Source organism: Bdellovibrio sp. HCB209, from assembly GCF_047306065.1.
Lineage (GTDB): Bacteria > Bdellovibrionota > Bdellovibrionia > Bdellovibrionales > Bdellovibrionaceae > Bdellovibrio.
This window is the reverse complement of the sequence record NZ_CP178618.1, coordinates 1,064,934-1,091,670: the sequence shown is the minus strand read 5'-3', so window position 1 is coordinate 1,091,670 and position 26,737 is coordinate 1,064,934. Positions and strand designations below refer to the sequence as shown.

At 45.9% G+C, this 26,737-nt stretch carries 26 protein-coding genes; 14 read left to right on the top strand and 12 right to left on the bottom strand.

What is annotated here, in order from left to right:
* Positions 1–2: 2 nt before the first annotated feature.
* Positions 3–1,487, bottom strand: coding sequence for a glycerol kinase GlpK (gene glpK / locus ACLVWP_RS05335; RefSeq protein WP_413560507.1), 1,485 nt, complete (start codon positions 1,485–1,487; stop codon positions 3–5).
* Positions 1,488–1,526: 39 nt separating this feature from the next.
* Between glpK and ACLVWP_RS05330 the strand changes: the two genes are divergently transcribed.
* Positions 1,527–2,297, top strand: a complete 771-nt coding sequence (locus tag ACLVWP_RS05330; protein WP_413560506.1) for a lysophospholipid acyltransferase family protein — start codon at positions 1,527–1,529, stop codon at positions 2,295–2,297.
* A gap of 10 nt (positions 2,298–2,307) precedes the next feature.
* On the opposite strand, the gene ACLVWP_RS05325 is transcribed toward ACLVWP_RS05330, so the two are convergent.
* The 6 genes from ACLVWP_RS05325 to gpmA form a co-directional block, all read right to left on the bottom strand.
* Positions 2,308–2,493: a hypothetical protein gene (locus ACLVWP_RS05325; protein WP_413560505.1), complete on the bottom strand. Its 186-nt coding sequence runs from the start codon at positions 2,491–2,493 to the stop codon at positions 2,308–2,310.
* 13 nt (positions 2,494–2,506) lie between these two features.
* Positions 2,507–2,911, bottom strand: a complete 405-nt coding sequence (locus ACLVWP_RS05320) for a hypothetical protein (protein ID WP_413560504.1) — start codon at positions 2,909–2,911, stop codon at positions 2,507–2,509.
* Between the two features lie 132 nt (positions 2,912–3,043).
* A complete protein-coding gene (hutI, locus tag ACLVWP_RS05315) occupies positions 3,044–4,282 on the bottom strand; it encodes an imidazolonepropionase (protein ID WP_413560503.1) in 1,239 nt (412 codons plus the stop codon).
* 73 nt (positions 4,283–4,355) lie between these two features.
* A complete protein-coding gene (locus tag ACLVWP_RS05310) occupies positions 4,356–4,922 on the bottom strand; it encodes a sugar O-acetyltransferase (protein WP_413561567.1) in 567 nt (188 codons plus the stop codon).
* A 377-nt stretch (positions 4,923–5,299) separates the two neighbouring features.
* Entirely contained in the window at positions 5,300–5,734 is a 435-nt protein-coding gene (locus ACLVWP_RS05305; RefSeq protein WP_413560502.1) for an Hsp20/alpha crystallin family protein, read from the bottom strand.
* 210 nt (positions 5,735–5,944) lie between these two features.
* The gene (gpmA, locus tag ACLVWP_RS05300) at positions 5,945–6,691 is read right to left on the bottom strand and encodes a 2,3-diphosphoglycerate-dependent phosphoglycerate mutase (protein WP_413560501.1); all 747 of its coding nucleotides are present in this window, start codon (positions 6,689–6,691) and stop codon (positions 5,945–5,947) included.
* A 148-nt stretch (positions 6,692–6,839) separates the two neighbouring features.
* Here gpmA and ACLVWP_RS05295 point away from each other — a divergent pair, with 148 nt between their 5' ends.
* From ACLVWP_RS05295 to ACLVWP_RS05250, 10 genes are all read left to right on the top strand, one after another.
* On the top strand, positions 6,840–9,542 hold the full coding sequence (locus ACLVWP_RS05295) for a 2-oxoglutarate dehydrogenase E1 component (protein WP_413560500.1): 2,703 nt from the start codon (positions 6,840–6,842) through the stop codon (positions 9,540–9,542).
* Positions 9,543–9,554: 12 nt separating this feature from the next.
* Positions 9,555–10,862 carry a 2-oxoglutarate dehydrogenase complex dihydrolipoyllysine-residue succinyltransferase gene (gene odhB, locus ACLVWP_RS05290; protein ID WP_413560499.1) on the top strand — a complete coding sequence of 436 codons (1,308 nt, stop codon included), beginning with the start codon at positions 9,555–9,557 and terminating at the stop codon, positions 10,860–10,862.
* A gap of 352 nt (positions 10,863–11,214) precedes the next feature.
* On the top strand, positions 11,215–12,018 hold the full coding sequence (locus ACLVWP_RS05285; protein ID WP_413560498.1) for a hypothetical protein: 804 nt from the start codon (positions 11,215–11,217) through the stop codon (positions 12,016–12,018).
* A gap of 136 nt (positions 12,019–12,154) precedes the next feature.
* The gene (locus tag ACLVWP_RS05280; RefSeq protein WP_413560497.1) at positions 12,155–12,568 is read left to right on the top strand and encodes a DoxX family membrane protein; all 414 of its coding nucleotides are present in this window, start codon (positions 12,155–12,157) and stop codon (positions 12,566–12,568) included.
* Between the two features lie 211 nt (positions 12,569–12,779).
* Positions 12,780–14,189, top strand: coding sequence for a dihydrolipoyl dehydrogenase (gene lpdA, locus ACLVWP_RS05275; RefSeq protein WP_413560496.1), 1,410 nt, complete (start codon positions 12,780–12,782; stop codon positions 14,187–14,189).
* 196 nt (positions 14,190–14,385) lie between these two features.
* A complete protein-coding gene (locus ACLVWP_RS05270; RefSeq protein ID WP_413560495.1) occupies positions 14,386–15,453 on the top strand; it encodes a hypothetical protein in 1,068 nt (355 codons plus the stop codon).
* Positions 15,454–15,566: 113 nt separating this feature from the next.
* A complete protein-coding gene (locus tag ACLVWP_RS05265; RefSeq protein WP_413560494.1) occupies positions 15,567–17,741 on the top strand; it encodes a hypothetical protein in 2,175 nt (724 codons plus the stop codon).
* A 96-nt stretch (positions 17,742–17,837) separates the two neighbouring features.
* Positions 17,838–18,689, top strand: a complete 852-nt coding sequence (locus tag ACLVWP_RS05260) for a radical SAM/SPASM domain-containing protein (protein ID WP_413560493.1) — start codon at positions 17,838–17,840, stop codon at positions 18,687–18,689.
* A 133-nt stretch (positions 18,690–18,822) separates the two neighbouring features.
* A complete protein-coding gene (locus ACLVWP_RS05255; RefSeq protein ID WP_413560492.1) occupies positions 18,823–19,167 on the top strand; it encodes a hypothetical protein in 345 nt (114 codons plus the stop codon).
* A gap of 127 nt (positions 19,168–19,294) precedes the next feature.
* Positions 19,295–19,567, top strand: a complete 273-nt coding sequence (locus tag ACLVWP_RS05250) for a hypothetical protein (RefSeq protein WP_413560491.1) — start codon at positions 19,295–19,297, stop codon at positions 19,565–19,567.
* Here the strand turns inward: ACLVWP_RS05250 and ACLVWP_RS05245 are convergent.
* The gene (locus ACLVWP_RS05245) at positions 19,539–20,612 is read right to left on the bottom strand and encodes an ATP-grasp domain-containing protein (RefSeq protein WP_413560490.1); all 1,074 of its coding nucleotides are present in this window, start codon (positions 20,610–20,612) and stop codon (positions 19,539–19,541) included. The two genes, ACLVWP_RS05250 and ACLVWP_RS05245, sit on opposite strands and share 29 nt — an antisense overlap.
* 121 nt (positions 20,613–20,733) lie before the next feature.
* On the opposite strand from ACLVWP_RS05245, the gene ACLVWP_RS05240 reads away from it, so the two are divergent.
* Positions 20,734–21,510, top strand: coding sequence for a hypothetical protein (locus ACLVWP_RS05240; RefSeq protein ID WP_413560489.1), 777 nt, complete (start codon positions 20,734–20,736; stop codon positions 21,508–21,510).
* A 49-nt stretch (positions 21,511–21,559) separates the two neighbouring features.
* On the opposite strand, the gene ACLVWP_RS05235 is transcribed toward ACLVWP_RS05240, so the two are convergent.
* Together ACLVWP_RS05235 and ACLVWP_RS05230 are read right to left on the bottom strand one after the other, a co-directional pair.
* Complete coding sequence (locus tag ACLVWP_RS05235) at positions 21,560–22,006, bottom strand: hypothetical protein (RefSeq protein WP_413560488.1); 447 nt, start codon at positions 22,004–22,006, stop codon at positions 21,560–21,562.
* Between the two features lie 75 nt (positions 22,007–22,081).
* Positions 22,082–22,510: a hypothetical protein gene (locus tag ACLVWP_RS05230; protein ID WP_413560487.1), complete on the bottom strand. Its 429-nt coding sequence runs from the start codon at positions 22,508–22,510 to the stop codon at positions 22,082–22,084.
* A 211-nt stretch (positions 22,511–22,721) separates the two neighbouring features.
* On the opposite strand from ACLVWP_RS05230, the gene ACLVWP_RS05225 reads away from it, so the two are divergent.
* The gene (locus tag ACLVWP_RS05225; RefSeq protein WP_413560486.1) at positions 22,722–24,029 is read left to right on the top strand and encodes a hypothetical protein; all 1,308 of its coding nucleotides are present in this window, start codon (positions 22,722–22,724) and stop codon (positions 24,027–24,029) included.
* Positions 24,030–24,036: 7 nt separating this feature from the next.
* Complete coding sequence (locus ACLVWP_RS05220; protein ID WP_413560485.1) at positions 24,037–24,729, top strand: hypothetical protein; 693 nt, start codon at positions 24,037–24,039, stop codon at positions 24,727–24,729.
* Between the two features lie 364 nt (positions 24,730–25,093).
* Here the strand turns inward: ACLVWP_RS05220 and ACLVWP_RS05215 are convergent, their stop codons facing one another.
* Together ACLVWP_RS05215 and ACLVWP_RS05210 are read right to left on the bottom strand one after the other, a co-directional pair.
* A complete protein-coding gene (locus tag ACLVWP_RS05215; protein WP_413560484.1) occupies positions 25,094–25,903 on the bottom strand; it encodes an ABC transporter ATP-binding protein in 810 nt (269 codons plus the stop codon).
* Positions 25,903–26,730 carry an ABC transporter permease gene (locus tag ACLVWP_RS05210; RefSeq protein ID WP_413560483.1) on the bottom strand — a complete coding sequence of 276 codons (828 nt, stop codon included), beginning with the start codon at positions 26,728–26,730 and terminating at the stop codon, positions 25,903–25,905. Before ACLVWP_RS05210 ends, ACLVWP_RS05215 begins: the two co-directional genes overlap by 1 nt.
* Positions 26,731–26,737: the final 7 nt, after the last annotated feature.

The window sequence follows — 26,737 nt, the reverse complement described above, 5'->3', positions numbered from 1 at the left end:
GTCTAAACTCTGTCCAAAGCCTCTTGCCAACGCACCATGCGAGCTTTGCGTTCCTTTAGGGACATTTTAACTTTGAATTCTTTGTCCGTCGCCCAAATCTTTTTGATTTCGTTCATATCACGCCAAAAACCACACCCTAGACCTGCCATAAAGGCAGCACCCAATGCTGTGGTTTCAAGATTCTTAGGACGAATAACGTTCACACCTGTGTAATCGGCCTGCATTTGCATCAAAAGATCATTGGCAGCAGCCCCACCATCCACGCGAACGGCTTTAAGCTTTTTGCCTAAGTCTTTTTCCATCGTGACCAAGATATCCACGTTTTGCAAAGCCATGGCTTCCAATGTTGCACGCGCAATGTGTGCCTTAGTTACTCCGCGAGTAAGACCACAGATCACACCGCGAGCATCTGGCTTCCAGTGAGGAGCACCCAAGCCAGTGAGGGCTGGAACAAACTCAACACCTTCTGTATCTGCTACAGTTTTAGCGAGGGCTTCGATTTCTGAAGACTGTTCAAACAATCCCAAACCGTCGCGCAACCATTGTACTGCGGCTCCACACACGAAGGCTCCGCCCTCTAGTGCATAAGTCATCTCTGAATCTTTCAATTTCCAAGCAATCGTTGTTAACAGACGATTTTTAGATTTGATGGCTTTTTTGCCCGTATTCAAAAGCAAGAAACTGCCCGTACCAAATGTACATTTTGAATCCCCGATATCATAGCAAGCTTGGCCGAACAAAGCGGACTGTTGGTCCCCCAAAATTCCACAAACAGGAATTCCATCTGGCATAAATCCCAAACCACGAGTTGTTCCAAACTCTGCATTCGATGGACAGATCTCTGGCAGCATGGACTGTGGAACTCCGAACAATTTCGTCAATTCCTCGTCCCACCAACCCGTATGAATATTCATCAGCATCGTACGCGATGCATTCGTTACGTCGGTTTTATGAGATTCACCTTGTGTCAGACGAGATAGTAAAAATGTATCTACGGTGCCGGCCAAAAGTTCGCCGTTACGAGCACGCTCTTTTGCACCTTTGACGTTGGATAGAATCCATTGAATTTTTGTCGCGGAAAAATATGGATCTAAAACCAATCCGGTTTTCGCAGTGATGATTTTTTCTTTTTTGGCTTTTTTAAGCTTTTCACATTGTTTTTGCGTACGACGACACTGCCATACGATGGCGTTGTAAATCGATTTACCGGATTTTTTATCCCACACCATGACTGTTTCACGTTGATTGGTAATACCGATCGCTTTGATCTGTGAAGCTTTGATTTTGGCTTTTTCAATCGCCAGACGCATGGAACGTTGAGTAGTGAACCAAATGTCCTCAGGATCGTGCTCCACCCACCCTGGTTCTGGGAAAATCTGTTTGAACGTTTCACGGGCCTCTGCGACAAGACCTCCGGCTTGATTGATAATACAAACCCTTGAGCTGGTTGTTCCTTGATCAATCGCCATGATAAAAGTAGAAGACATACTCAACCCCTGACCTTCGATGGATGCTATAGAAATATCATGATGAATTTCCTGCAGAAACCCAACGAAAAAATCTTCGGATTGAAGAACCTCGACAAGGACACATTGATCTTTCGAGTGCTTCCCCGTTTTCTGTTGGAAATCCTAAGAAAATACTTCCGCATGGAAATCATCGGGGCCGAGAACATTCCTCGTCGCGGAGCCTGTGTTATTGCTCCCAATCATTCTGGATATAGTGGCTTTGACGCTTTCTTGTTGGGACATATCGTTCAACAAGAAGGAAAACGCGTTCCAAGAGTTCTGACTCACCACTTTTGGTTTCTGACAGAAACAACAGCAATCCCCGCTCAAAAAATGGGTTTCACCGAAGCCACTTACGAAAACGGCGTAAACGCACTTAAAAAAGGAAACGCCATCGTACTTTTCCCCGAAGGCGAAGCCGGAAACTTTAAACCCACAACCAAACGCTACCAACTGCAAGAATTCAAACGCGGCTTCGTACGCATGGCCTTAGAAACTCAATCCCCCATCGTACCCGTAGTGATCTTGGGCGCCGAAGAAACTCATATCAATTTAAAGAAACTAAAATTCACCAAATTCCTTAAAGGCTCAGTGATCCCACTCCCACTGAACATCCTCCCACTCCCAGCGAAATGGAGAATCAAGTTCCTAGAGCCCATCCACTTGCCATACAAACCAAGTGCCTTGGAAGATGCAGAACTAGTTCACGAAATCGCCCAAGACATCCAAGAAAAAATGCAAGCCGCCGTCGAAGAAGAAATCAACAAACGCGGCAACCCATTCTTGTAGTATTCAGTTTTTATTTCTTATTGGAATCTGGCACGTCGGAACCGACTGCCGTAAGGATCAAGTGCCATTTGGAAGTCAAAGCACCGGGCTCATCAGGATTTCTGCTGACGAGTTGGCTGACCAGTAAAGCCGCCACACCTGTTGCGATGACGAGGAGGAGCACATACTCCACCACGATCTGACCACGTTTATTCATGAATTAAATGATATCACAATTCTTGAAGAGAGCTAGGGCGAACAAGACTAGCCGGTTGCCAGTTGTTCATAGTCATACGCAATGTATCGACTAATAGATCCAAATTCTCATCTTCGATCGGTCCACGAAGTCCGATGACCACATCCTCGCCCCATTTTTCAACTTCTAGAGGATTCTCGGATTTAGCGTTTTCGAATGAAAGTTCAAAACTGTCGGAAGTTGGGTAAACCATCACCAGGATGTTTGCGCCGGAAGCTTTCGCAGCTTCTTTGGCTTTTGCCGTTTCAGCTGAAAGCTGTTGTTGAATCATGAAATAGATTTTCAAAGCTAGTGCTTCATGAAACTGAGCAAAGTAGATTCTGACCGGACCATCAAAGATAGCGCTGTTGAACGCAGGATTAAAAAACTTCGACTGCATTAAAGTAGTATAAGAAGATCTCATCTTGTTGCGCCCCCCCAGACACACCACAAGACTAGAAAGAAAAGCGCTGGGAGTTCAAACAAATATTTATAATTTATGTAAGATTCTTAAATTTCGTAACGCAGACAGTTATTTTAGGCTGTCGAAAATCTTCTTCCCTCGAGAGAAAACCATCTTCGAAGGACGCTCTCCTACAGAGTAGAAAAGGCAATCCCAGCTCTGATCAATGCACAAAATATCAGCAGATTTGCCAACTTCCAAAGATCCGACTTCTTTATGAAGATTCAAAGCGTGAGCCGCACCCACTGTGTAAGCAGATATGACTTGTGGCAGAGTCATCTTCATTTCTAAACGAGCCAACAACCCCACCAAATTCAAATCCTGTGTTGGAGAAGTGCCCGGGTTGAAGTCCGTTGCCAAAGCAACGCGAGCCCCAGCCTCGATCAACTCTTTGGCTTTTGGATAATTCGTTTTTGTATAAAGATCCGCTGCTGGCAACATCACACAAGTGACATTGGAGTTCGCAAGATTTTTGATTTCTTTTTCACTGATTTGCAGCAAGTGATCACCGGATAAAGCACCCAGTTTCACGGCAAGATCTGCTCCGCCAGACAAAGTCATTTGATCGGCATGAATCAAAACTTCAAAGCCCAACTCTTGAGCTTTGCGCAGATATCTTTCCGACGCTTCCAGAGGGAAAAAGCCCTTTTCGATAAATACATCAACACGAGTCGCAAGTTTTTTTCTCTTAACCTGAGGCAAGACTTCATTGCCCAAGTACTCAAGATAACTTTCATAAGTTTTGTATTCCGGAGGCAAGGCATGGGCCCCCAAGAAAGTCGCTACGGTACGAGCTCCTGAAAGTTTCTGCACACTTTGCAAAACCTTAAGCTCGTCTTTCAAATTAAGTGCATAACCCGATTTAATTTCAACAGTAGTGACACCTTGAGAAACAAAGTGATCCATACGCTGTTGTCCCGTACGCACCAATTCTGCGACAGAAGATTGACGAGTGTTCTTCATCGTCGACAAAATACCGCCACCTTTAGCAGCGATTTCTTGATAAGAAACTCCTTGATTGCGCATTTCAAATTCAGCGGCACGATTGCCCGCATAGATAAGATGAGTGTGGCACTCCACAAACCCAGGCAACACTGTCAGACCTTTGGCACTGACTTCTTTGATTTTAGCCTTCGCAAATTGTTTTGGAACTTTACCAGAGGCACCGATCCATTGGATGACACCTTTATCGATAAGAATCGCCTGCTTTTGAGAAATCCCCAAATCAGCTTCCGTCACACGACGACCGTCTTTTGCGGCCGCCCCTGCCAATGACAACAATGTCGAAATATCGCGAATTAAAATCATGGCCCAAGTAGACCATAAAACCCCAACCGAGACAACCCGCCTTCGCCAAGGCTATGACAGGTAAGCCCTATGTTTATTTGAGTTCTTTGATAACTCGCGCGGGATTCCCCACCGCCAAAACATTGGCCGGGAGGCTCTTTGTGACGACAGCACCAGCTCCGACAACGGTATTGTCACCAATTGTTACACCAGGACAGATGATTGCGTTTCCACCCAACCAAACATTATTGCCAATAGTAATCGGCAACGCCGATTCAAGCCCACTTTTACGAGTCTCCGCATCCAACGGATGAGTAGCCGTATAAAACTGAACCCCCGGAGCAATCTGACAGTCCTCACCAATAGTAATTTTATTGCAGTCCAAAAAGACCGCATTGAAATTCACAAAAGTCCGAGCCCCAATTTTAATATTCGAACCGTAATCGACATGAAACGGAGGACGAATAGTAACTCTCTCGCCCAAATCACCAATGATCTTCTGCAAAAGCGTCGTACGAGCACCACCATCAGCAGGATTCGACTGATTATACTCCAAAACCAACTGCTGAACCAAAACCTGCTCCGCCTGAAGAGCCGCGTCCGCCATATAAAGCTCACCAGCCAACATCTTCTCTTTTTCTGTTCTTTGCGCCGTCTCCATCCACTCACTCCACTTCAATATCCAGTACTTCTACCGTGGAGCAGAACATCAGCGAACTAAAAACATCGCGCTTCAAACTTAAACCCACAAAGAATGTCACTAAGCACCGCTCGAAAAACACAAAAAACCCGAAGAATCACTTCTTCGGGATCGTGGTGTGCCTAGCTAATTTTTGGGGTGGGTAAGGCAGGTATGCGTGCGAGTTCCGCAGGCCTCTGTAGTAAAGAACGAAGGAAGAAAATAAAATCGAATCGAGAATCGGGGTTGGAGGAAGAACAAGAAAGAGCGAGGACTGTCCGAGCTAAGCAGACCTGCCTTACCCACCCCAAAAATTAGCTAGGCGCGCCGCGAGCCCGAAGGCCCGCGAGTCATAAATTTTATTGCACTTTTATCGAGCGACTCTTAGCGTTTTCCGCTTTAGGCAGAGTCACTTCAAGCACTCCGTCTTTATAAGAAGCCTCGATCTTATCCGCCGCCACATGAACAGGCAGACTGAAGGTTCTTTGGAATTTACCCCAAGACCGCTCAGAGTACTTCTTATCGCCAGCCTCTTTAATTCGCTCGCCCGAAATAGTCAGAACGTTGTCCGCCATTTCAATTTTGATGTCTTCTTTTTTGAAGCCAGGCAAATCAGTAGCGACTATATAAGCAGCTTCAGTTTCCGCGATATCTACTGATGGAGTGAAATCCACCATTTCGCGAGCCGCTGGAGTAGCTCCGCGCTCGAACTGATTAAAAAACTCTTCGAATTGGTTAAAGATGTCGTTTGATGGGCGACGTGTAGACCATGGTGATAATGAACGCATTGACATAAAATCCTCCTAAAATAAATCGTATTTCCCTGCTCTATGCAGAGAGTATTTTTATTAAATTTGGAAGTTTCCGGATCACTTCTCACACTCAATATGTAAGCGCTTTGAAAAGTGTCAAGGTGGGGATGAAAAAAGAGGGAGATTTTTGAAATCTCCCTCTGAAAACTCATTTAACTTTTTTTAATGCCTAACGGTTGAAAGCGGGTCGAACTACTTAGCTTTACCTTGGTTCGCCACAGCTTCCATCGCTGCTTTAACCTCTTCAGGATCACCAACGAACTCTTTGCCGATCACTTTAAGATCTTTATCGAGTTCATACACTAGTGGAATACCTGTTGGCATATTCACACCCATAATTTGGTCCGGAGTCATGTTTTCCAAGTGTTGCATCAATGCACGCAGGCTGTTCCCGTGGGCGACGATCAATACTTTTTGGCCCGATTTAATTTTTGGAGCGATAGTTTCGTTCCAAAGCGGCAGAAAGCGAGCCACCGTCTCTTTTAGGGATTCAGTGCTAGGCAAAAGGCTTGCGGGCACATTTTTGTAGCGCGGATCGTGCGAAGGATGACGTGGATCATTGTTTTCCATTGCAGGTGGCATAACATCATACGAACGACGCCAGATCTTAACTTGCTCTTCGCCATGACGGGCCGCAGTTTCAGCTTTGTTAAGACCTTGAAGAGCGCCATAGTGGCGTTCGTTCAAGCGCCAGTCTTTGTGGACAGGAAGCCACACTTGATCGATCTCGTCCAAAACGAAATTGAGGGTTTTGATAGCTCTTTTTAGCACGCTTGTGTAAGCGACATCGAATTTGAAGCCTTTGTCATTAAGAGCTTTGCCTCCTTTTGCAGCTTCGGCACGACCTTTCTCAGAAAGATCTACGTCTTGCCAACCTGTGAAGCGGTTCTCTTGATTCCAAACACTTTCGCCGTGTCGAATTAGCACTAACTTATACACGCTTAAACTCCTTCATTTTCAATAAAATCAGAGCTATCATGACCGTGCATCCTTGAATATGAAAAGTCTCGATTTTTGCTACGCATTAACACGTTACAAACGCGCGAGATTTTGAAAAAAACAAGTGCACGCTTAAAGTGAGGAACTCGTGAACAACAATGGTATCAACAGCTCGAATCTTGAATACGTTGAAGCACTGTATGGTGACTTCAAGACAAAACCTGAAACGCTCGTTCCAGAGTGGAGAAGTTTTTTCGAAGGCGTTGAGTTTGCACAATCTGGCAAATTCGGAATGTCTGACAAAGAGCTTTCTGTATTTCAGTTGATTCAAGCTTACCGCGCTCAAGGACATCTTGAGGCGGATCTGAACCCTCTTTACAAACCTACAGCTAACGAAGCTTTGAATCTTAAAACTTTTGGTTTGAGTGACAAAGACTTGAATGCAAAATTCCAAATCGGTGCCTTGATTGGAAAACAAAATGGCACATTGGCAGAGATCATCGCAGTTCTTCAAAAAACTTACTGCGGTAAGATCGCTTTGCAAGCATCTGATGCAACCGCTGCTGAATACAAATGGTTGATTCAAGAATTTGAAACTCCATCTTTCAAACTTTCTAACGATGAAAAGAAAAACGTTCTAGCGTCTTTGACTAAAGCAGAAACTTTGGAAAAATTCGTTCACACTCGCTACGTAGGTACGAAACGTTTCTCTGTGGAAGGTGCAGACTCTGTTCTTCCGATGATGGATACGATCGTTGAGCGCGGTTCCCAAGCTGGAATCAAGGAGCTTTACTTGGGTATGGCTCACCGTGGTCGCGTGAACATGCTAGTGAACTTCTTCGGTAAACCTGAAGAATACGTTTTCGGTGATTTCAACGGTCCATTGGAACTTGAAAAACCAGTTGAAGACTTCGACGGCGACGTAAAATACCACTTGGGTTATAAAGCGGAAAAGAAAGCTGCAAACGGTTCGACTGTTAAAGTTTCTTTGGCTTACAACCCTTCTCACCTTGAAACTGTCAATGCAGTGGCTTTGGGCCAAACTCGTGCAGCACAGGATCTTGTTGGTGGCGACAGAAAATCTGTAGTCGGCGTTTTGATCCACGGTGATGCGGCCTTCGCGGGTCAAGGTATCATCCAAGAAACAATGCAATTGGCAGCAGTTCATTCTCATACAACAGGTGGAACGATCCATATCATCATCGACAACCAAGTTGGTTTCACAACAGGCTCGAAAGATGCTCGCTCCACTCGCTATGCCTCTGATGCTGCTAAAATGACTTTCACGCCAGTTCTACACTGTAATGGTGACGATGTTGAATCTTGTGTTCGCGCGATGGATATCGCCGTTCGCTACCGTCAACAATTCGGTAAAGACGTGGTTGTGAATCTTATCTGTTACCGTAAATACGGTCACAATGAGGGTGACGAACCTGCATTCACTCAGCCATTGATGTACGATATCATTAAAACGCAACCAACTGTTCGCGATGCATACTCTAAAAAATTGGCTGCGGAAAATAGCGTTGATCAAAAAACAGCTGATGATTTGTACCAAACAGCGATGGATCGTCTGCAAAAGATTTTTGAAGATGTTAAAAAGGCTCCACCGAAACTTAAAAACTTTAAGTTCGAGGGTCACTGGACAGGTCTACGCAAAGGTGTCGAAGCCGATGCTGATAAACCAGTGAATACAGCTTTTGATTTGGCAAAACTAAAACAGATCGGTGAAAAAGCAGCCTCTTACCCTGCTGACTTTACTCCGCATCCAAAATTGATCAAACTTTTGGAAAGCCGCAAAGACATGGCTTCCGGCAAAACTCCAGTAGACTGGGGTATGGGCGAATTACTCGCTTACGGCTCTTTGCTTTCTGAAGGTAAAAATGTTCGTTTGACGGGTGAAGACTGCGTTCGCGGTACTTTCACTCACCGTCATGCGGGTATGTACGATGTTAAAACTAATAAAGCATTCTTCCCTCTAGCGGAGACGAATCCAAAAGCAAAACTTTTGGCGGCAGAGTCTATCCTGTCTGAGTACGGCGTGATGGGTTACGAATACGGCTACACGATCCATGATCCAAACACTTTGGTTATGTGGGAAGCTCAGTTCGGTGACTTCGTCAATGGCGCGCAAATCGTAATTGACCAATACATCGCGGCGGCTGAATCCAAATGGCAACAAATGTCTGGCTTGGTGTTGTTGCTTCCTCACGGTTATGAAGGCCAAGGCCCAGAGCATAGCTCTGCCCGTCTTGAGCGTTTCTTGCAAAGCTGTGCAATGTACAACATGCAAGTGGTGAACTTGACGACTCCGGCACAAATTTACCACGCTCTTCGCCGCCAAATGGTTCGCGATTTCAGAAAACCACTTGTGGTGATGACTCCGAAGTCTTTGCTAAGACATCCGAAAGCAGTTTCTTCTATCGAAGAACTTGCTAACGGCACATTCCAGCCAGTACTCGCTGACACTGCTGATAAATCCAATGTGGATACAGTGGTTTTCGTTTCTGGTAAGTTCTACTATGAACTTTTGGAAGAAAGAGAAAAATCTAAAAAAGATAACGTTGCTCTGGTTCGTCTTGAGCAAATTTACCCATTCCCGGCTCGTCAAGTGGCTGAAGTGCTTAAGGGCTACCCTAAAGCTAAGACACTTATCTGGGCTCAGGAAGAACCGAAAAACATGGGCGCATTCCAACATGTTTACTTCAAATTTATTGAAGTGGTTCAAAAAGCTGGATTGCAACTTCGCTTTGAGTACGCGGGTCGTCCTGAAAAGGCTTCTCCAGCGGTGGGTTCAATCCACAGACACAAAGTGGAACAAGCAGATATTATTAAAAGCATCTTTAGCTAAAGGATAAGCAGCATGAAACAAGAGATTAAAGTTCCCGCAGTGGGCGAATCTATCACCGAGGCGACGATTGGTAGCTGGACAAAGAAATCCGGCGACTTCGTAAAACGCAATGAAGTTTTGATGCTTCTTGAAACTGATAAAGCGAGCGTTGAAGTTGTCGCGGAAAACGACGGCGTATTGACGATCCTTCCTGGGAGCGAAGCTGGCGCAACAGTATTGATTGGTGCAACAGTAGCTACTTTGGATACAGACGCTAAAGCAGGCGCAGGTGCTCCGGCTCCAGCTGCAGCAGCAGGTGCAGTTCCACCTCCTCCGCCAGCACAACCAGCAGCGCAAACTTCTGCTTCTCCGGCACAGATGCAATCTGCATCAGCTCCGGCAGCAGCAGGTTCAAATCCAAATCTTTCACCAGCGGTGCAAAGAATTGTGACTGAAAACCAAATCGATCCTTCACAAGTAGCGGGAACTGGTAAAGATGGCCGTTTGACGAAAGGTGATGTTTTGGCAGCCACTCCGGGCACAGCAGGTAAAGCAGCTCCAGCAGCAGCGGCACCTTCTGCAGCTCCTGCGAAGGCAGCAGCTCCAACAGTTGTTCCAGTAGCAACGGGTCCTTCGAAACAAGGCGATAAAAAAATCGTTCCGATGACAACGATCCGTAAACGTATCTCTGAAAAATTGAAAGAAGCGCAAAACACAGCGGCTCTTTTGACTACTTTCAACGAAATCGACATGACGAAAGTGATGGAGCTTCGTGGTAAGTACAAAGATAAATTCAAAGAGAAATTCGGCATCAACCTAGGTTTCAACGGATTCTTTGTTAAAGCCTCTGTTGAAGCATTGAAAGCTTTCCCTGCAGTGAATGCATGGATCGTTGGCACTGACATCGAATACCACAACTACTACAACATCGGTATCGCGGTATCGACTGAAAAAGGCTTGATGGTTCCAAACGTTAAAGACGCAGACACATTGTCTTTGGCAGGTATTGAGCTTGCGATTCGTGATTTGGCGGCTAAAGGTCGCGATGGCAAAATCTCTCCAGCGGATTTGGGTGGCGGTACATTCTCCATCACAAACGGTGGCGTGTTCGGTTCATTGCTTTCAACTCCAATCGTAAACTTCCCTCAATCAGCAATCATGGGTTTGCATAAAATCCAAGATCGCCCGATGGCAGTAAACGGTAAAGTTGAAATCCGTCCAATGATGTACGTGGCTTTGACTTACGACCACAGAATCATCGATGGTAAAGAAGCTGTTTCCTTCCTAGTGAAGATCAAAGAGCTTGTTGAAGATCCTGAAAGACTTCTTCTAGAAATCTAAAAACACAAAGCCCCGCAGGCTAAAACTTGCGGGGCTTTTTTTATTCCCTTTTTGAAAACAAGTTATTCAGTTTCAGCCGGAGTCTTTGCTCTGCATTCGAATCTTTGGAAGGCACCGTTAGAATAATTAGAAACGCAGAGTTAACTTTCGCGGGATTTTATACGAATCTTGCTTGGATGCGCTGATTACTTTGGTGGCCAACTGCCACTTTTGTCGGCTTCATTTACACATCCCCACCAAATCAACAAATTCCTCTAGGTCGATTTTGCCGACGTAAAATCTTTAGACAGATTCACCCAGACTTAAGTCGCCAGACCTTCGGCCGATAACTTTCCTGTCCAGGGAGGATCATATGTTTTTAGATTCACGCATCTTAGTAGTGGGGTTGGTTTTCGGAAGTCTTGTGGCTTGTAGCCCGAAAACTACGTACGAGAACTTTATTTCGGATCAGGGTTACATCCCTTTCCAACAGCCACTGGCTGACGTGGGAGTGGGGGCACTGCTAGCAGGCTCACCTGATCAACTTAGAATCATTTCTCCAGCTAAGACGTGCTTCCCAGCAACATATAATGGTGGGGATACGATGCTTCACCAATCGACTGCGACTCAACTGCCAGAGATCTCTAAAAAGATGTCGATCAGTGCTGGTATGGATGCCAACATCATCGCGGGTAACGGTACTCCGCTATTCAAACTTAAAACGAGCTACAAACACCTAAAAACTCTAGAGGTACATATCGATGGCGCATCCATTGAATACCTGGATGAAATCGCTTTCGCTATGTGGGCTTACAGTGGAATGCCTGAGGCTTGCCGCAGTTATCTAATGAATGGGGGCAGCTTTATCCGCCAAGCTTTGCGCGTAGATAAAATGTACTTCCAATTCAAGAATGAAAAAGGTGGTTTGATCGCCATCAATACTGACAAGATCAAAGAGATCATGGATTTTGAAGTGAATGTGACTTGGGAAATCGTCGACAGCTATACAATGTCGATCACATCTCCTAAATATGTGGGCTATCACCTAGCTAAGGTGAATCCGCAAGATCCAGGTTCCATCGCTTATATCGCGAGTGATGTGACTAAAAAAGGTCAGTTCGATTTCAAGCCAGTGCAAAGTTATACGAACTACCAAGGTTTGATGTCTTCTTACTAAGCGCTCAAAGAAACTAACAGCGTGAACAAAAAATCCCGCAACGACTGCGGGATTTTTTATTTAAAACTATCGCTTATCAGTTCAGCTAAAAAGGTCTATCCTGACGTCATCAAGAACATCTGACACGGAGACCTTCATGAAGCAAAACAACCATCAAGATTTGGCCGTCTCAATTTTGCGTATCGCTTTGGGGATTAACATATTCCTGCACGGCGTGGTTCGCTTTGGTGCAAATTACTCTAAATTCATCACTTGGATCACTGACACTTTCAAAGATGCTCCCCTGCCAACTTGGTCTGTTGTGGCTTTTGCCTATGCAATCCCACCCGTTGAAGCGACCGTAGGACTACTCCTAATTTTTGGTGTTTTCATGCTTCCAACCATGCTTACGGGGTTGGGCTTGATGATCGTGTTGATGGCCGGAAGCTGCTTGATTCAAAACTGGGAGATCGTAGGCCTGCAAATGATCTACATCTTGCTTTACACCACTGTTTTGTTCTTCTTTAACTACAACCACTACTCGGTGGACGTCCTAGTTCGTAAGAAGTAGCCAGCTCCCCTTTTATGACCCACGTCATAAAGCCTTGAATATATTGAGGATGTCTCGCGGCTCAGAATGTGTCGCGAGTCTCCGTAGCCGCAAATTAAGCCCAAAGCCCCGCCTAAAACCCACCTTCTTTAGTGACCGCGAATGCTAAAATAGCGTATAAAAATAGAGTCATTAAAAACTCAGATCTGTAGTGCTCATCAAAGGAATTCTTATGGCAGACAATCAATTTGATCTTATTGTTATTGGTTCGGGTCCCGGTGGTTATGTTGGCGCCATTCGCGCAGCTCAATTGGGACTTAAAGTTGCGGTTATTGAAAAAGACAAAACTTACGGCGGCACTTGCTTGAACGTAGGTTGCATTCCTTCAAAAGCACTTCTTGAGAGTTCTGAACATTACGTAGCCGCTCAACACGATTTCGCTGCTCACGGTATCAAAGTTCCTAAAGTTGAATTGGACTTGGGCACGATGATCGCTCGTAAAGACAAAGTCGTAAAACAAAACACAGAAGGTATCACTTTCCTATTCAAGAAAAACAAAATCACTGGCATCAATGGTTTTGGTAAAATCTTGGGTGCAGGCAAAGTGGAAGTAAAAGGCGAAGACGGCAACACGCAAGTATTGGCGACAAAATCTATTCTAATCGCTTCTGGTTCAGTACCAGTTGAACTTCCTTTCTTGAAATACGACGAAAAAAGAATCGTATCAAACACAGGTGCTTTGATCCTTCCACAAGTTCCAAAAACGATGATCGTTGTTGGGGGTGGCGTGATCGGTCTGGAGCTTGGTTCTGTATGGCAACGTCTAGGCGCTGAAGTAACAGTGATCGAGTACACAAACCGTTTGGGTGGCCCTACTGATCAAGACTGCATGAACGTTCTTAAACGTAACCTAGAAAAAGAAGGCATGAAGTTCCTTCTTTCTACGAAAGTAACTGGTTCAAATGTTGTCGGTGACGGCGTTGAAGTGACTTACGAATCTTTGACGGATGGTAAAGCGACAACTGCAAAAGCTGAAGTTGTTCTAGTAGCGACAGGTCGCAAACCATTTACAACTGGTTTGGGTCTTGAAGAAACAGGCATCCAAAAAGATCCTCAAGGTCGCGTGATCGTAGATAACCATTACCAAACTTCGGTTCCTGGTATCTATGCGATCGGTGACGTTATCGCAGGTCCAATGCTTGCGCATAAAGCGGAAGAAGAAGGCGTAGCCGTAGCAGAAATGCTTGCTGGCGGCGCTGGTCACGTGAACTACAACACAGTTCCGGGCGTGATCTACACTCACCCAGAAGTTGCAACTGTTGGTATCACTGAAGAGCAAGCTAAAGAAAAAGGCATCGAAATCAACGTGGGTAAATTCCCGTTCCTAGCAAACGGCCGTGCTCGCGCGAAAGGCTTCACTGAAGGTTTCGTGAAAATCATCGCTGATAAGAAAACAGACAAGCTTTTGGGTGCTCACATGGTGGGTCCTGGCGTTTCTGAGCTTATCCATGAAGTGATCGTTTGTATGGAATTCGGTGGCAGCAGCGAAGATCTTGCAAGATCATTCCACGCCCATCCAACTTTGTCTGAAGTTGTGCGTGAAGCAGCCCTTGCGGTTGAAAAACGCGCTCGTCAGATGTAATTACATCAGAAGTACTATATTCAGCAAAAGCCCTCGGCAAAACCGGGGGCTTTTTTTATTCAAACGGTGACGAACTATCAGTCGTTTCCTAAGACGTTCTTTTTAGCCTGGGATACTCGGAACAGTAAGGTTGTTTCATTTACGGAAAACTTCAGAAATTTAAGTATCCAGTGAGTCTTCCGAATAAACTAACTCTATGAACAACACAAAAAGCTCACTACTCTTTATTGCTCTTCTAAGTTTCTCTATCTCTGCTTGCAGTAAATTCAGTGCGCAGGAACCAGTCGCTGGCTCCACAACCCAAGGCTCAGAAGTAGACTCGACGCCGACGCCGACACCAACTCCGTCGCCCGCACCGAGTGCTTCGCCAAGCCCCACTGTTGTGCCCACAGTAAGTCCTACAGCAACTCCGACAGTTACTCCCACTGTTACTCCTACAGTGACACCCACGGTTTCACCAACAGTTACTCCGACTGTCACACCCACTGTGACCCCGACGGTAACTCCCACTGTGTCCCCGACGCCCAATCAAACGATATCGGCCATAGTGGCCAGTCAGTCGGCAAAATCTCATGAAGCTAAAATTCCCGATATCCAATACGAATGGCAAAAATATCCAGTCATCATTATGCAATCGCCTGCAGGCACAGATATTCCAAGTTGGTTTGAGCACTCGAAACCAGAATGGTGTTATACGCTCAACTCCTGGTTGCAAGTTTTTGAGGCGGAAGGCAACGCCGCTAAAAACACACGTGTACAGTATCGCAACATGAAGATATTCGTTCTGTCACAATCGACACGTACATGGAGCCTCTTAAAAAATGATGTCTCTCCTTATACGGATACTTGGAAATATCCATTCACGTTTGCAGCCAACAACGGCACACGCGTGGAGGCTTCGGGGGGCCTATCCTTCAAAGCAAAGTATCCTCAGTTCGCTCACGGATATGGATCGCAATCGACGATTGTTCCGCAGGATATTCGCGCGGTCTTTGTATCGATGGAAACGCGCTTGATCGTAGAAAACACCAACCTCTCCGATGATCGCGCTGTCGCCAAATACTTGGTGAACGTCGGAGCTGACTATTGGCCCAATGCCCAAGCCGTTAACACAACCTGGAGCTACGCCCCTGGTGTTGGCCAAGGCAGATTTATTCTGGCGACACCTGAATGGCGTAAAGCCACAATGATAGTTCCGAATGGGCGCTACGGATCTACAATGCAAGAAATGATCGACAAATACCCGCCGCCCTTAGACCAATAAAGACTCGCATCCTTGGCGAGTCTCAAGATGAGACATTAAATATCCTTGTCCTTCATCGTATTTTTTCCGAAAAGTTCCCTGCGATGAGGGCTGCATTTTCATTTTTATTCAGCATGTTTTTCCTATTCTCGGGCACGCTTCAGGCTGGCCCGCTGGAAGCCCTTTCTGAGCAAGCCTACAAACTCACTGGCAAAAAATGCGAGCCCGTTCAAACCTCTGCCGCCGATCCGAACTGTGAACCCGCAACGGCCTCCAGCCAAACACTAAAAAAATCCACGGAAGATTTAAGTAAGATCAGCCAAAGCCTTACCGCGAATAGTGAAGATAAGTACTTTGCTCTATTGGCAGAACAACAAGGTCGAGAATTGCAATGCGCGCAGGATTTTGCAAAATCAGCATCTTCCGACATCGCCAGCAATTTCAAAGCGAGTGATCTTAAGTCAAAACTTACCCTGGCTCGCTTTGCAAAACAAAAAGCTCAAGCTTTGGGTAAGAAAATCGTCAGTGATCCCGCCCTAGCGACTCCGGTCTGCCCGCAAAGTGATGAAGCCCTGCAAGCTCAATATCCAAAAGGAACTAAAAAGGGTGCAAGCTATAAAGCCTGCAAAGAATGGATTGGCTACAAACAATCCTATCAGGCCATTTTAGCTTCCATTCCTCTATCAGGATCTCCAAGTCTTAAAAAAGTCATCGACGACTACGCGAGTTCTTCAAATGAAAAGTCCGAAGCTCAACTTCAAGAAGAACTGATGAATGGCTACACGGCAACTCAACAGATCTTGGAGCAAAACCGCAAGCACCTTGCACAAAATCTGAAAGAAAATGGCGTCGCCGGTTTAGATCGCGCCGCTCGTAATGAGTTGTTAGCAGATCCCGCCCTCAGCGCCTCTGTGCTAAAATCAAATCCGTCACTCAGCGAAGTGGCCTGTCATGCCAACGCCCGCTTTGGTGAGGGTGCCGATAATTTAAATAATACTGTGATGGTGAGTTCACTGATCATGGGCGGCAGTGCTGCGATCTTAGGAAAAGTGGGCGCTTTTACGGCCCGCGCTTTTGAGACTTCAAATCTTGCACGCACGACGGGCATGGTATCGCTTAAAGGCATGGGTATTCTGCGTGCTACTGCGATTGCCACAGACTTTGCCAGTATGGGGGCGGTCGCTCATCAAGCGTGCTTCAGCGACAAACTTTCTGATTTAAAATCAGCCAATGCCTGCGTCAGCGCACCGAGTGCTGCGCAAGTTGAAAAAGACAACTGCCTTTTATCCGCATCGTTACTAGCTATTGGAGCGGTCCCACAAAGCATGGTGGCCGAGCTCTCTAAAAATATTAAGAAAACTCTGGAAGCGGAACGACGCCAAAATACTTTGGGTACTCTTGAACCAGGATGGGAAGCCGTCGCCAAGAATCCCGCCGCCGTTAAGGTCACTGCACCTAAAAATGCAACGGCCGTTGAAAAGCAACTTATCGAAGGAAATATCATCGGCAAAAGAGAAGTGGGCACGGGCGCCTTCGGGGCCCAGTTCGTCAAATACGATAATGGTGTCGAAGGCGTCTGGAAAGCGGCAGATCACACGTGGGCTCCAGATACTGCTAAGTCAGAAGTGGCCGCCTATGCCATAGATAATTACCTGGGTCTTAAGTCAGTTCCGGTCACTGTCAAAAAAGATTTGGATGGCGTCGAAGGCACTGTTCAATACCGTGTGAAAGATTTGAAGAATAAAAACACTGATGCTGACTATCTTGGTGATCCGAACGAACTTGGCCTTTTTGATTACCTGATCGCCAACGGAGATCGTCATGGCAGAAACTATCTGCAAAAAACCGATGGTAATATCGTTGCAATCGATCACGGTCTTGCCTTTGAAAATGCAGACGCCTCCGTCCCGCTGTGGAAATTTAATGAACGCGTTACTCAGCTGGAAAAGAATTTGAAAAAACAGTCCGAGGTTGCCGATAAGCTTTCGCGCGGGGACCCTCGCTCTAAAACTTTAAAAATTGAACTGCGCGACCTCAAACAGGATGCCTCGGAATTACAATTGGCGATTAATTCCTTTGTCCCACAAAAATCCGTCGTGGAAAAATTACGCAAAACCACAGCCGATGATTGGCGCAAAGTCGTTGGCGATAATTTGACGGATAAACAGATTCAAGCCATGCAAAACCGTCAAAAAGAGCTCTTAGACTCTATCGATCAGGCTGAATCGAAATTAGGTAAAGACCGCGTCTATCCTGCTGGGGCGTCATCTCCCCTGTTAAGGACTTTCGATTCCTATGACTCCAATTAAACTCTGGTTGTAAATAACCAGAGTCAGCTGTAAGAAATGCCTTAGTTTACAACCACTAAGGAACCACCCATTAAACCTTCTAAACGCTTTCACAAGGTGAATATCGAGATCAGCAACGTCTGCAATTTGCAGTGTAGCTTTTGTCCGCCTGTGGAGCGTGAAAAGAAGATGATGACCTTAGAGACTTTCGAGTCCGTGGTGTCACAAGTGGCTCCCCTGACCGATCAAGTGACTTTGCATTTGATGGGTGATCCGTTGGTGCATCCGAAGCTTCCTCAGTTCATTGATATCTGTGCTTCTCACAAAGTTCCGGTGTTCTTAGTGACTAACGGTGTGTTGATGACTGAAATGCGTGAGGAACTTTTATTGAATCCGATCCTGCGCCAAGTGAACTTTTCCCTGCACAGCTTTCACGACAACTACGGTGATAAAGATCCTTCGATTTATTTGGGCAAGATCTTTAGATACACTCGCCGTGCGATGGAACAGAGACCTGATCTTTATATCAACTATCGCCTGTGGAATTTAGATGCTCCGATGGGCACAGGTGCACACAATCGCTCGATGCTAGATCGCGTGTGCACAGAGTTCGGTTTTAATTTCAATGAAGCCATCGACGTTCGCCGCAACAAGAGTGTGCGCATTCAAGATCGCCTGTATTTGCACTTCGATACTGAGTTCACATGGCCTTCAGTGGATCTGCCGATCCTTGGAGCTAAAGGCACATGCTATGGTCTTTCCAGCCACTTTGGTGTGCTGGCTGATGGAACGCTCGTTCCCTGCTGCTTAGATAAAGAAGGCAAGATCCCCCTAGGGAGTGTCAAAGAGGCCTCGGTCCTAGAAATCCTGGAATCTGAGCGTTCTCAGAACATTTTAAAGGGCTTTAAGAACAATAAACTGGTCGAAAACCTCTGTCAGCGCTGCCAATATATCACCAGATTCAATTAAACGCCTATACGAGCTTTATTCTTCTATATTTCAGAAGACATCCTTCGAAACCTTCTAATTTACACAATGCGTCATTTGATTGTAAAACCACCTCCATTGAAGACAACCACAAGCAATCTTTAAAGGAGTTTTTATGAAATCAGTTATCGTTACTTTGGCTCTTACACTTATCACTTCTGCAGCTCACGCACAAAACTTCCAATGCAGAGGCTGGATCGCCAGTATCTCAGGAAATGAAATGGACCGCGCCGTAACTCTTAGCCAAAGTTCAGATGACGGCGAGCTTTCAGGTTACACAGCGAACAGAAAAGTCGGTGGCTTCATATTCACTGCAAAACCAAATATCCAAGGTCAAATGGACTTGGCGATCAAAACAGAAGTAAAAACCAGAGAGGTCACTTTGGCTGAAGCTGAAAATGCACTTTCACTTTCGATCCCCGCCGGCAAAGACTTCAAAGCTCTCATTATCTGTGAGTAAATTCGGTGCCAGGTCCTATTTGCGGAAGCATTGCTGCCGTAAATAGGACCTGGCACTTTTTTCAAGAGCATGGACAAATGCGTCCCTCCCGTGGCATCTTCCCGGCTTACTTAAGTTCGGAGAATCCATGGATGCATATGAAGGCGTAAATCACGTTCCACCACAACCACCAAAATCATTCCGCGTGACACTGGAACTTCACCGTTCTGCTAAGCGTTTGGACGTGGTTCTTCTGAATGCTCTTCGCAATCAAAAAGAAAATTTGAACTTGTTCAACATCACTCGCACGACATTCAAACAATTGTTTTTGGATGGTCGTATCGTGATCAAAGGTCAACGCGCGAAAGTTTCTTCGAGCGTTGCTAAAGGGATTACTTACGTAGATATCCTTGGCTACTAATGACCATCTTCCAGGCCTGCGCGAGCATCGCTTGCAGCAGGTCTTTGTAGTCCCAACCAATTCCGCGGGCTGCAATTCCAGAGAGACTGTCTTGATTGTCTCTCCCCGGTCTTCCCGCTCCCGTCATATTCGGTTTCATATTTAAATCAAAAAGCAAATAACGACCTTCTGAGTTCTGACGACAATCGATACGAATCGGTGCGTGGATCTCTAATAAAGTTCCCGCACGCTCGCAAGCTTGCATCGCCTCCTGAACCGCAGTGTCTCCCAACTCTTGCGCCTGCAACACCGTGCTATTCGCAGTCACTGCGACCACTCCGTTGTAAGGAGCCACGTCATTGATGTGATTAAAACGACGAACTGGTGGCAAGGCCCAAGCGGAGTCTTTCACTACTTCTTCGCCTTGGATACGATACGTGCCTGCTGGCATCACCGTGATGGTGATTTCTTCACCGGGCAGGAACTCCTCTGCCATAAAGGCGTCTCCGAACTCGCTGGAAGCACTCCAACGCTCGATCAGGGCCTTCAATTGGACTTTATCTTTTGCGATCTCCACACCCTGACTGCCACGCCCCCTGATCGGTTTTACGACCATTGGAGCGGTCAGATCCAAAGACTCCCAGTTTTCTAATTTTACGAACGTCGATAGCGCCACTGGCAGGCCGCGATCCTTAAGCATTTTATTTGTTTGGAACTTGTCATCGATCTTTTGCACTTCAGAAGGTAGCTGTCCCACGAATTTTACATCGGGATATTTAAGACTCTCCACGGGATGCCCTACGTACAAAACAGTGTTCAACCAGAATATGCGAGCCCCTGCCTCATAGGCCTTAGTAAATCCCGCCTCGCTATCAGGATAAACCCAGTCCATATCATTTGCAGGATCTGGGAACGTAACGGGAGTCGCCACAAAAACGCCGCTCTCTTTCAGAGCGAAAGCGATATCAGCTCCGCTATCGCTATAGCCACCCGGCTTAAAGGGCTTTTTGATTCCATCAACAACTGGAGGTGCTTCACTCTGAAAAAATACGGCAACTTTACTCATCCCTGAATTGTAGCGTCGATGGAAACACTTGGTAAACATCTGATAGGTCCAGATCCCACCTTGGCTATTTAAAGCTCCTAACAAAATTTGCTATATTTAAAGCATTACCAAAAGGATGTTTATGAAGAAGCTTTCCGTATTTCTGATAGCGAGTTCAATGAGCGTTGCAAGTGCTCTGTCTTCTGCCAATACCGTGATTGTTAATGGCAAAAAGTATACTTGCGATGGCGACATTCAGGTGAACAATGGCACGGCCATCTGCAATGGCCAGGAAATCCAACCGGATGCAGCACCTCAGGCGAAAATGAAAACTCGTCCCAAGGCGATGAAAGCAAAAACTGAAGTGCCGTCGACGGCCGCAACTACAAACACGGCTCCTCAAATATTGGATACGGCCACATTAAAAAAGAAAACTTTTGCAGCTATCAACAAAGTTGTTCGTGAAGGTGACTATCCACAAAAATGCATCGTAAAGTACACGATCAATTCAGCCGAAACCACAACTGACGGTGAACCTGTCGATCGCAAACAAGCTCAAGAAGATCTGCATGCGATGATGGAGCAGGCAAAAAAAGACGGCCTTAGTGCTGATGAAATCATGGTTAAACTTAAAGAGTTTAAAGCGAGTCTGCCAAGCTCGGGTTCAGGCCCCGTCACGAAAAGACAGCTGACTGCAAAACTTAAATACAAAACCAGTGCGGGCACTCAAGAGGACGTCATCATGGATTTGGAAGCCTCTGCAGAGGGCGCAAAAGATCTGATGTCTAATATGAAAGATGTCGCAGTTTCCTTCAGAGACAGATACTGCCTAGCAAATCGCGTGGAGCAAGAATCCCCCGCGCCGACTCAAAACACAGCGGCCCCAATTTCTTCAAAACAAGGTTCAGGCGCACAATAAAAAAAGGGTTCCTCGCGGAACCCTTTTTCATTTCTAATTTCAGAATTTACTAACGAGCTACTTCATCCATCGTCGTGTTGACGTAGATTTTGCCGCCTTTGATTTGCTCTAGAGCCGATGTCAAAAGAGCGCGGTCCATTTTATAAGATTTTGCATTGCAAATACCATTCACCAAATCATCATAGTTCGGGCATGGTTTCGGATAGCAAGCAATGTTGAAACCAGCGCCCTCGATGAAAGACTTTGCATTCACAGAACCCAAAGTTTTCCAAGCATTGGCTTTTTTGTTACGGAAGTATGAAGCAATCAAGTTCACTTGTTTTTCATTCAAGTGAGAGCAATAAAGTTTATCACCTTCTTGAGCGCGGTCTTTATTGATAACAACCAATCTTGCATTGATTGTGTCCACCAATGTGTCGACGAATTCAGGTGTGCTAGTTCCAGCAAAGGCTGAAGAAGACACTGTCATTGCGATCATCAGGATAAACTTTTTCACTCTAAATCCCCTCGTAATAAGTTGATATGCAGGAGCCAGAGAAATACAGGATCCCGAGGGAAACCACAAGAGGCATTATCTACAGAGTATTGTTAAGGCACTCCACGCAGGCTTCACCGCGGGTTCTAAAGGCTCCATATCCGCCGTGGGCTCGTATTGGCTTAAGATATCGTTTTCGTACCGTGAACAGTCGCTTCTTTTGAAATTTTTCTCTGCAGGAACGCTGTCAAAAACGGCCATCATAAGGTCCATGTACGCCTCGTCCTGAGCAGACTGGGGCATATTATTTTCACGGACGACTTTAATTTCGTCAGTCACTCTGCGAATAGCTCTGAAGCGCTCCTTGTTGCCCTTTGCCATCAACAACTCTTTTTGCAAGAGCTCGGCATAGCTGTCGACTTGCGCGCGCAAACTGCGACCGCTATTTACAGGCACTTCTCGAATGGCCGCATTTGCAGTCCCCGCAAGGAACACAAGACCTAGGACCCACTTCAAGCTTTTCATACTTCCTCCAGATTTTCTGCACTCACAAGAGGCAGAATTGCTACTTTAGAGAGCAAAGTAGCTATCCCCTATTCTATGACTCGCCAATTGAATTTCAATACGCACTCGCCCGAGTTTTATGACACGAAGCAAACCTTGGCCGCGGAGCATTTTATTTGAATCTTAAAATTCAGCAATATACCGTTTCACTCGCGTAATTAATGGAGTCATCATGCAACGTTTGATTTTGCTTCTTGTAGTTTTCTTCTCAATTAATTTTGCCCACGCAGCCGTGTGGACAGAGGTGAACTCATGGTCCCCAGCATGGGAAGATCGTTTCTCTGACTGGGTTCAAAACAACTGGCAAGTTGATTTCTTTGCTCGCAAAAAACTTCCGAACGGCCAAAGCAATCCTTACTATGGACTGCGCACTGATTGCGCGGACACTGTTTATTCGATGCGACTGATTTTCGCATATGAAAATAAATTGCCCTTCGTAATCCAAGATCCAACCGCTTCAGGTCGCACGATTTCAAATCAAATGAAACGTTTTGATAAGCAACGTGAAGATCAACGTATCAAAAATTTCTTGCTGTATATCTACGACATGGTCAGCACGAAGTCTTTGCCGAACGACACCTATCCAACGGCTATTTCGCGAGGTGCTGTTCGCCCGGGCTCTTTGATTTTAACGACAACAGTGAATCACCACTCTTGGACAATCAAAGAGATGCTACCGATTGGTGTGCCTCACTTGGTTTATAATTCAGTGATCGGCAGAACTTCAGGCTCCATGTTGCAAGAACGTCAATCATGGCCAAATCCTGAATGGGTTTTCGAAGGCAACGCCACTCCCGCAGGCAATGCGGGTTTCCGTTATTGGAGACCGGTGGAGTATTTGAATCAACCCGTTTGGAAAGTTCCTGGTTACAGCGAAGAACAATACAAAGTGCAACTGCGCCGTTGGGTGAAGTATGCGCAAGGTCGTTTGGCTCTTCGTCGTGAAACAGATGAACAAATGATGGCGCGCCTGATGAAAGTCACTTGCCAAGGTTTGCAATCTCGCGTGCCTTCAGTGAATGAAGGTTTGGCGGCGTTGAAATCCACTCGTGGTTGCATGAAGTATGCTGACTACGATACTTACTCTACACCAAGCCGTGACCAACGTGTCTTTGATGACTACGTAACTTTGCGCAAGGCTTACCGAGAGCTTGTTCAAGCAAACAATGCGGCAGAGTTAAGCCTTGATATGCGTGTGCGTTTAAACAAAATCTTCCCGTACATCGAGGAATCCATCGCAAACGAGACTCGTAAAATGGCTCCCACTGGCGTTGACGGTACTTCAGTTTGTACGACTGAGTTCTTGTCAGGCCAATACATGGATTTGGCTGAGTTCAAACGCAGACTGTTCGCGGGACTCATCTCGAACAATCCTATGGACGATGCTCAGTACCGCTGGGGCCAACTCCGTGGACCTTCGCAGCGTGCAAGAAGCTGTCAATCATGGGATGTTTGGGTTCCGAATCTGAAACAGGATTAAAGGAACTATGAAGCAAATTACTTTTAAACATTGGATCATCTGGGCTGCCGTACTATTTGTACTTGGCATCGCCGCTGATCATTACTTCCTACATATTCTTTTCCCATTAAAGCAAGACGCTTTGTACGGAGCTGTGACTTCCGACCAACCGACTCCGGGTGCGTATGCGACAGCGACTCACACGGATACCACTCTTCAAGGTGAGGCAGGAACTGTTCCTGTGGTTGATACAGGCAAAGACACTTTCAATGCTTCCTTGAATGCTTGTGCTCCTGAAATCGCAGCTCAAGCTATTGGGACGCCGGAAGCTTTGATGGAGTATCTTCGTAAAAGCCTGGGCGTCACTTCTGAAGACATCACTGTTGAAAATTATCACCTGACTTTGCCTGATAACTCCCAACGCCGCATTCATGTGATTGCTGCCGACAATACGAATTCTAAAACTGCGCAAACAGTTAAGTTCTATAAGTTGGATGCAGAAGGTTTGCCGGAAGAAATTCCTTTGAAAGCCGATGATTCCATCGAAAAGCTTTTGGCCTTGGGTAAAATCACTCGTAACGAAAAAAAGATGGATTTGAAATTGAAAGACGGCTCTGCAGTTTCTTTGGAAATGCATGACAACAAAGTCTACCAATTCCAATTCAACAACCACGGCAAAGTTCTTTCCTGCCTCTACAAAGACTGCCAGTGCGGTAACTAGGTGCCTTCGCAAGGCCCTAGTTAGACCCTCTTCTTGGGGATTTTGAGTCCCATCCTTGGTCCTGGGCTAGTTAACTAACTTGGGACAAACAGAAACGCTCCAGAGGTAAGAAATTAAGTTTACAGTAGTTCTTTGATTATTTTGATTAGAACCAAAATAACCACGAGAATCTGCTTAATAAGCTTTAAAATCGGCCGATAAGAACAATAGGCGTTGTTCATTCGGACCTCCTTCACTTAAATCGGAAGTGGGCCCGTCCAAAAAGCGACCTTGCGAAAGCAAGAGTCGCTTTTGCATTTTTAAGGCCGGACGAAAATAAAAAACCCACTGATTTGTCGTCAGTGGGTTTTGTTCTTTTCACCTTTTAGTCGCCGGTGGAGCCTTTTAGTTGGGCGTTTTGGAAACGGTTTTGTTCGGCCATGACCATGTCGCTGATTTCGCGTTTAAGCGCATTGAAATCGTTCGCGGCTGGGTTTCTTGGGCGAGGCAGATCGACGATCAAGTCTTTCTTTACCGTGCCTGGTCTGTACGTCATCACCACGATACGGTCAGCGAGATAAATCGCTTCTTCCATACTGTGAGTGACAAACACCACGGTCTTTTTCGTTTCTTGCCATAGTTTGATCAACTCGTCTTGCAGACTTCTGCGAGTCAATGCATCCAACGCACCAAACGGTTCATCCATCAACATGATCGGTGGATCCAAAGCCAACACACGAGCAATCGCCACACGTTGGCGCATACCGCCCGATAAGTCCTTCGGGAAACGTTTACGGAATTCAGTTAATTTTAATTTTTCTAACAAGTTTTCCAAAGTCTTTTGGACTTGATCCTCGGGAGCATTCTTAATGCGCAGACCGAAAGTGATATTGTCTTCAACCGACATCCAAGGAAACAAAGCGTACTCCTGGAAAACCATGCCGCGATCTGGGCCTGGTTCAGAGATCTCTTTGTTTTCAACAAGCACTTGGCCATTTGTTGGAAGGGAGAATCCCGCAATCGCATTGAGCAAAGTACTTTTGCCGCAACCTGAAGGTCCTAGCAAACACAAGAACTGACCACGCGGGATTTCCAAGTTAATGCCTTGAAGAGCAATAACGTCTTTCCCCTCGTCGCCACCTTGGAATATCTTATCAACGCCCTGAATTTTGATTTGTGTTTCTGCTGCTGCCATTACTCAAGACCTCGGTGCCAACGTAGCAAGTAGTTATTCAATTTATCCACAACAGTATCGATTGCTAGCCCCAGAAGACCGATCGAGAACATCCCCGCGATAATTTTATCTGACCAGAAGTATTCACGCGCTTCCAAGATACGGTAACCAAGACCACTGTTCACCGCGATCATTTCTGCAACGATCATACAAATGAAACCAGTTCCGATACCGATACGAATACCGCTCAAGATGTAAGGCATCGCAGCTGGTACGATAACTTTTCTAAACATCAAGAAAGAACCCGCACCCAAATTCAGCGCCGCACGGATATAGATCGAATCCACCGCACGCACACCCACGATTGTATTCATCAGGATTGGAAAGAACGCCCCTAAAGCAATCAAGAAAACTGCTGGAGGATTTCCTAAACCAAACCACAAGATCGCTAGCGGAATGTAAGCAATCGGTGGAATCGGACGTAGAACTTGCACCAAAGGATTTAAGTAATCATAAACTCTGCGGCTTTGGCCCATCAGCAGACCTATTGGCAAAGCCAACACTCCACCAATCAAACAGCCTAAGACCACGCGATAAAAGCTTGCCCACAAATCGTGAACAAGCTCACCAGAAAACATCCAAGACAATTTGGACATTCCAGATGCAGGGTCATATGCTTCCATCGGCATCAAGTACTGATACCATCTCACGATCACAGCCGACGGTGCGGGTAAAACCTGAGGATTCACCCAACCGATACGAACAATCGTTTCCCAAATGGCAACCACCAAAAGGGGCACCCAAATACCTTTGATACGTGATAAGAAATCAGTCTTTGATTTCGCCATTCAATCC

Bases quoted from the DNA above. Each gene is read 5' to 3' on its own strand.
- glpK (WP_413560507.1), bottom strand. From the start codon at position 1,487: ATGTCTTCTACTTTTATCATGGCGATTGATCAAGGAACAACCAGCTCA.
- ACLVWP_RS05330 (WP_413560506.1), top strand. From the start codon at position 1,527: ATGATGAATTTCCTGCAGAAACCCAACGAAAAAATCTTCGGATTGAAG.
- ACLVWP_RS05325 (WP_413560505.1), bottom strand. From the start codon at position 2,493: ATGAATAAACGTGGTCAGATCGTGGTGGAGTATGTGCTCCTCCTCGTC.
- ACLVWP_RS05320 (WP_413560504.1), bottom strand. From the start codon at position 2,911: ATGCAGTCGAAGTTTTTTAATCCTGCGTTCAACAGCGCTATCTTTGAT.
- hutI (WP_413560503.1), bottom strand. From the start codon at position 4,282: ATGATTTTAATTCGCGATATTTCGACATTGTTGTCATTGGCAGGGGCG.
- ACLVWP_RS05310 (WP_413561567.1), bottom strand. From the start codon at position 4,922: ATGGAGACGGCGCAAAGAACAGAAAAAGAGAAGATGTTGGCTGGTGAG.
- ACLVWP_RS05305 (WP_413560502.1), bottom strand. From the start codon at position 5,734: ATGTCAATGCGTTCATTATCACCATGGTCTACACGTCGCCCATCAAAC.
- odhB (WP_413560499.1), top strand. From the start codon at position 9,555: ATGAAACAAGAGATTAAAGTTCCCGCAGTGGGCGAATCTATCACCGAG.
- ACLVWP_RS05285 (WP_413560498.1), top strand. From the start codon at position 11,215: ATGTTTTTAGATTCACGCATCTTAGTAGTGGGGTTGGTTTTCGGAAGT.
- ACLVWP_RS05280 (WP_413560497.1), top strand. From the start codon at position 12,155: ATGAAGCAAAACAACCATCAAGATTTGGCCGTCTCAATTTTGCGTATC.
- lpdA (WP_413560496.1), top strand. From the start codon at position 12,780: ATGGCAGACAATCAATTTGATCTTATTGTTATTGGTTCGGGTCCCGGT.
- ACLVWP_RS05270 (WP_413560495.1), top strand. From the start codon at position 14,386: ATGAACAACACAAAAAGCTCACTACTCTTTATTGCTCTTCTAAGTTTC.
- ACLVWP_RS05265 (WP_413560494.1), top strand. From the start codon at position 15,567: ATGTTTTTCCTATTCTCGGGCACGCTTCAGGCTGGCCCGCTGGAAGCC.
- ACLVWP_RS05255 (WP_413560492.1), top strand. From the start codon at position 18,823: ATGAAATCAGTTATCGTTACTTTGGCTCTTACACTTATCACTTCTGCA.
- ACLVWP_RS05250 (WP_413560491.1), top strand. From the start codon at position 19,295: ATGGATGCATATGAAGGCGTAAATCACGTTCCACCACAACCACCAAAA.
- ACLVWP_RS05245 (WP_413560490.1), bottom strand. From the start codon at position 20,612: ATGAGTAAAGTTGCCGTATTTTTTCAGAGTGAAGCACCTCCAGTTGTT.
- ACLVWP_RS05240 (WP_413560489.1), top strand. From the start codon at position 20,734: ATGAAGAAGCTTTCCGTATTTCTGATAGCGAGTTCAATGAGCGTTGCA.
- ACLVWP_RS05230 (WP_413560487.1), bottom strand. From the start codon at position 22,510: ATGAAAAGCTTGAAGTGGGTCCTAGGTCTTGTGTTCCTTGCGGGGACT.
- ACLVWP_RS05225 (WP_413560486.1), top strand. From the start codon at position 22,722: ATGCAACGTTTGATTTTGCTTCTTGTAGTTTTCTTCTCAATTAATTTT.
- ACLVWP_RS05220 (WP_413560485.1), top strand. From the start codon at position 24,037: ATGAAGCAAATTACTTTTAAACATTGGATCATCTGGGCTGCCGTACTA.
- ACLVWP_RS05215 (WP_413560484.1), bottom strand. From the start codon at position 25,903: ATGGCAGCAGCAGAAACACAAATCAAAATTCAGGGCGTTGATAAGATA.
- ACLVWP_RS05210 (WP_413560483.1), bottom strand. From the start codon at position 26,730: ATGGCGAAATCAAAGACTGATTTCTTATCACGTATCAAAGGTATTTGG.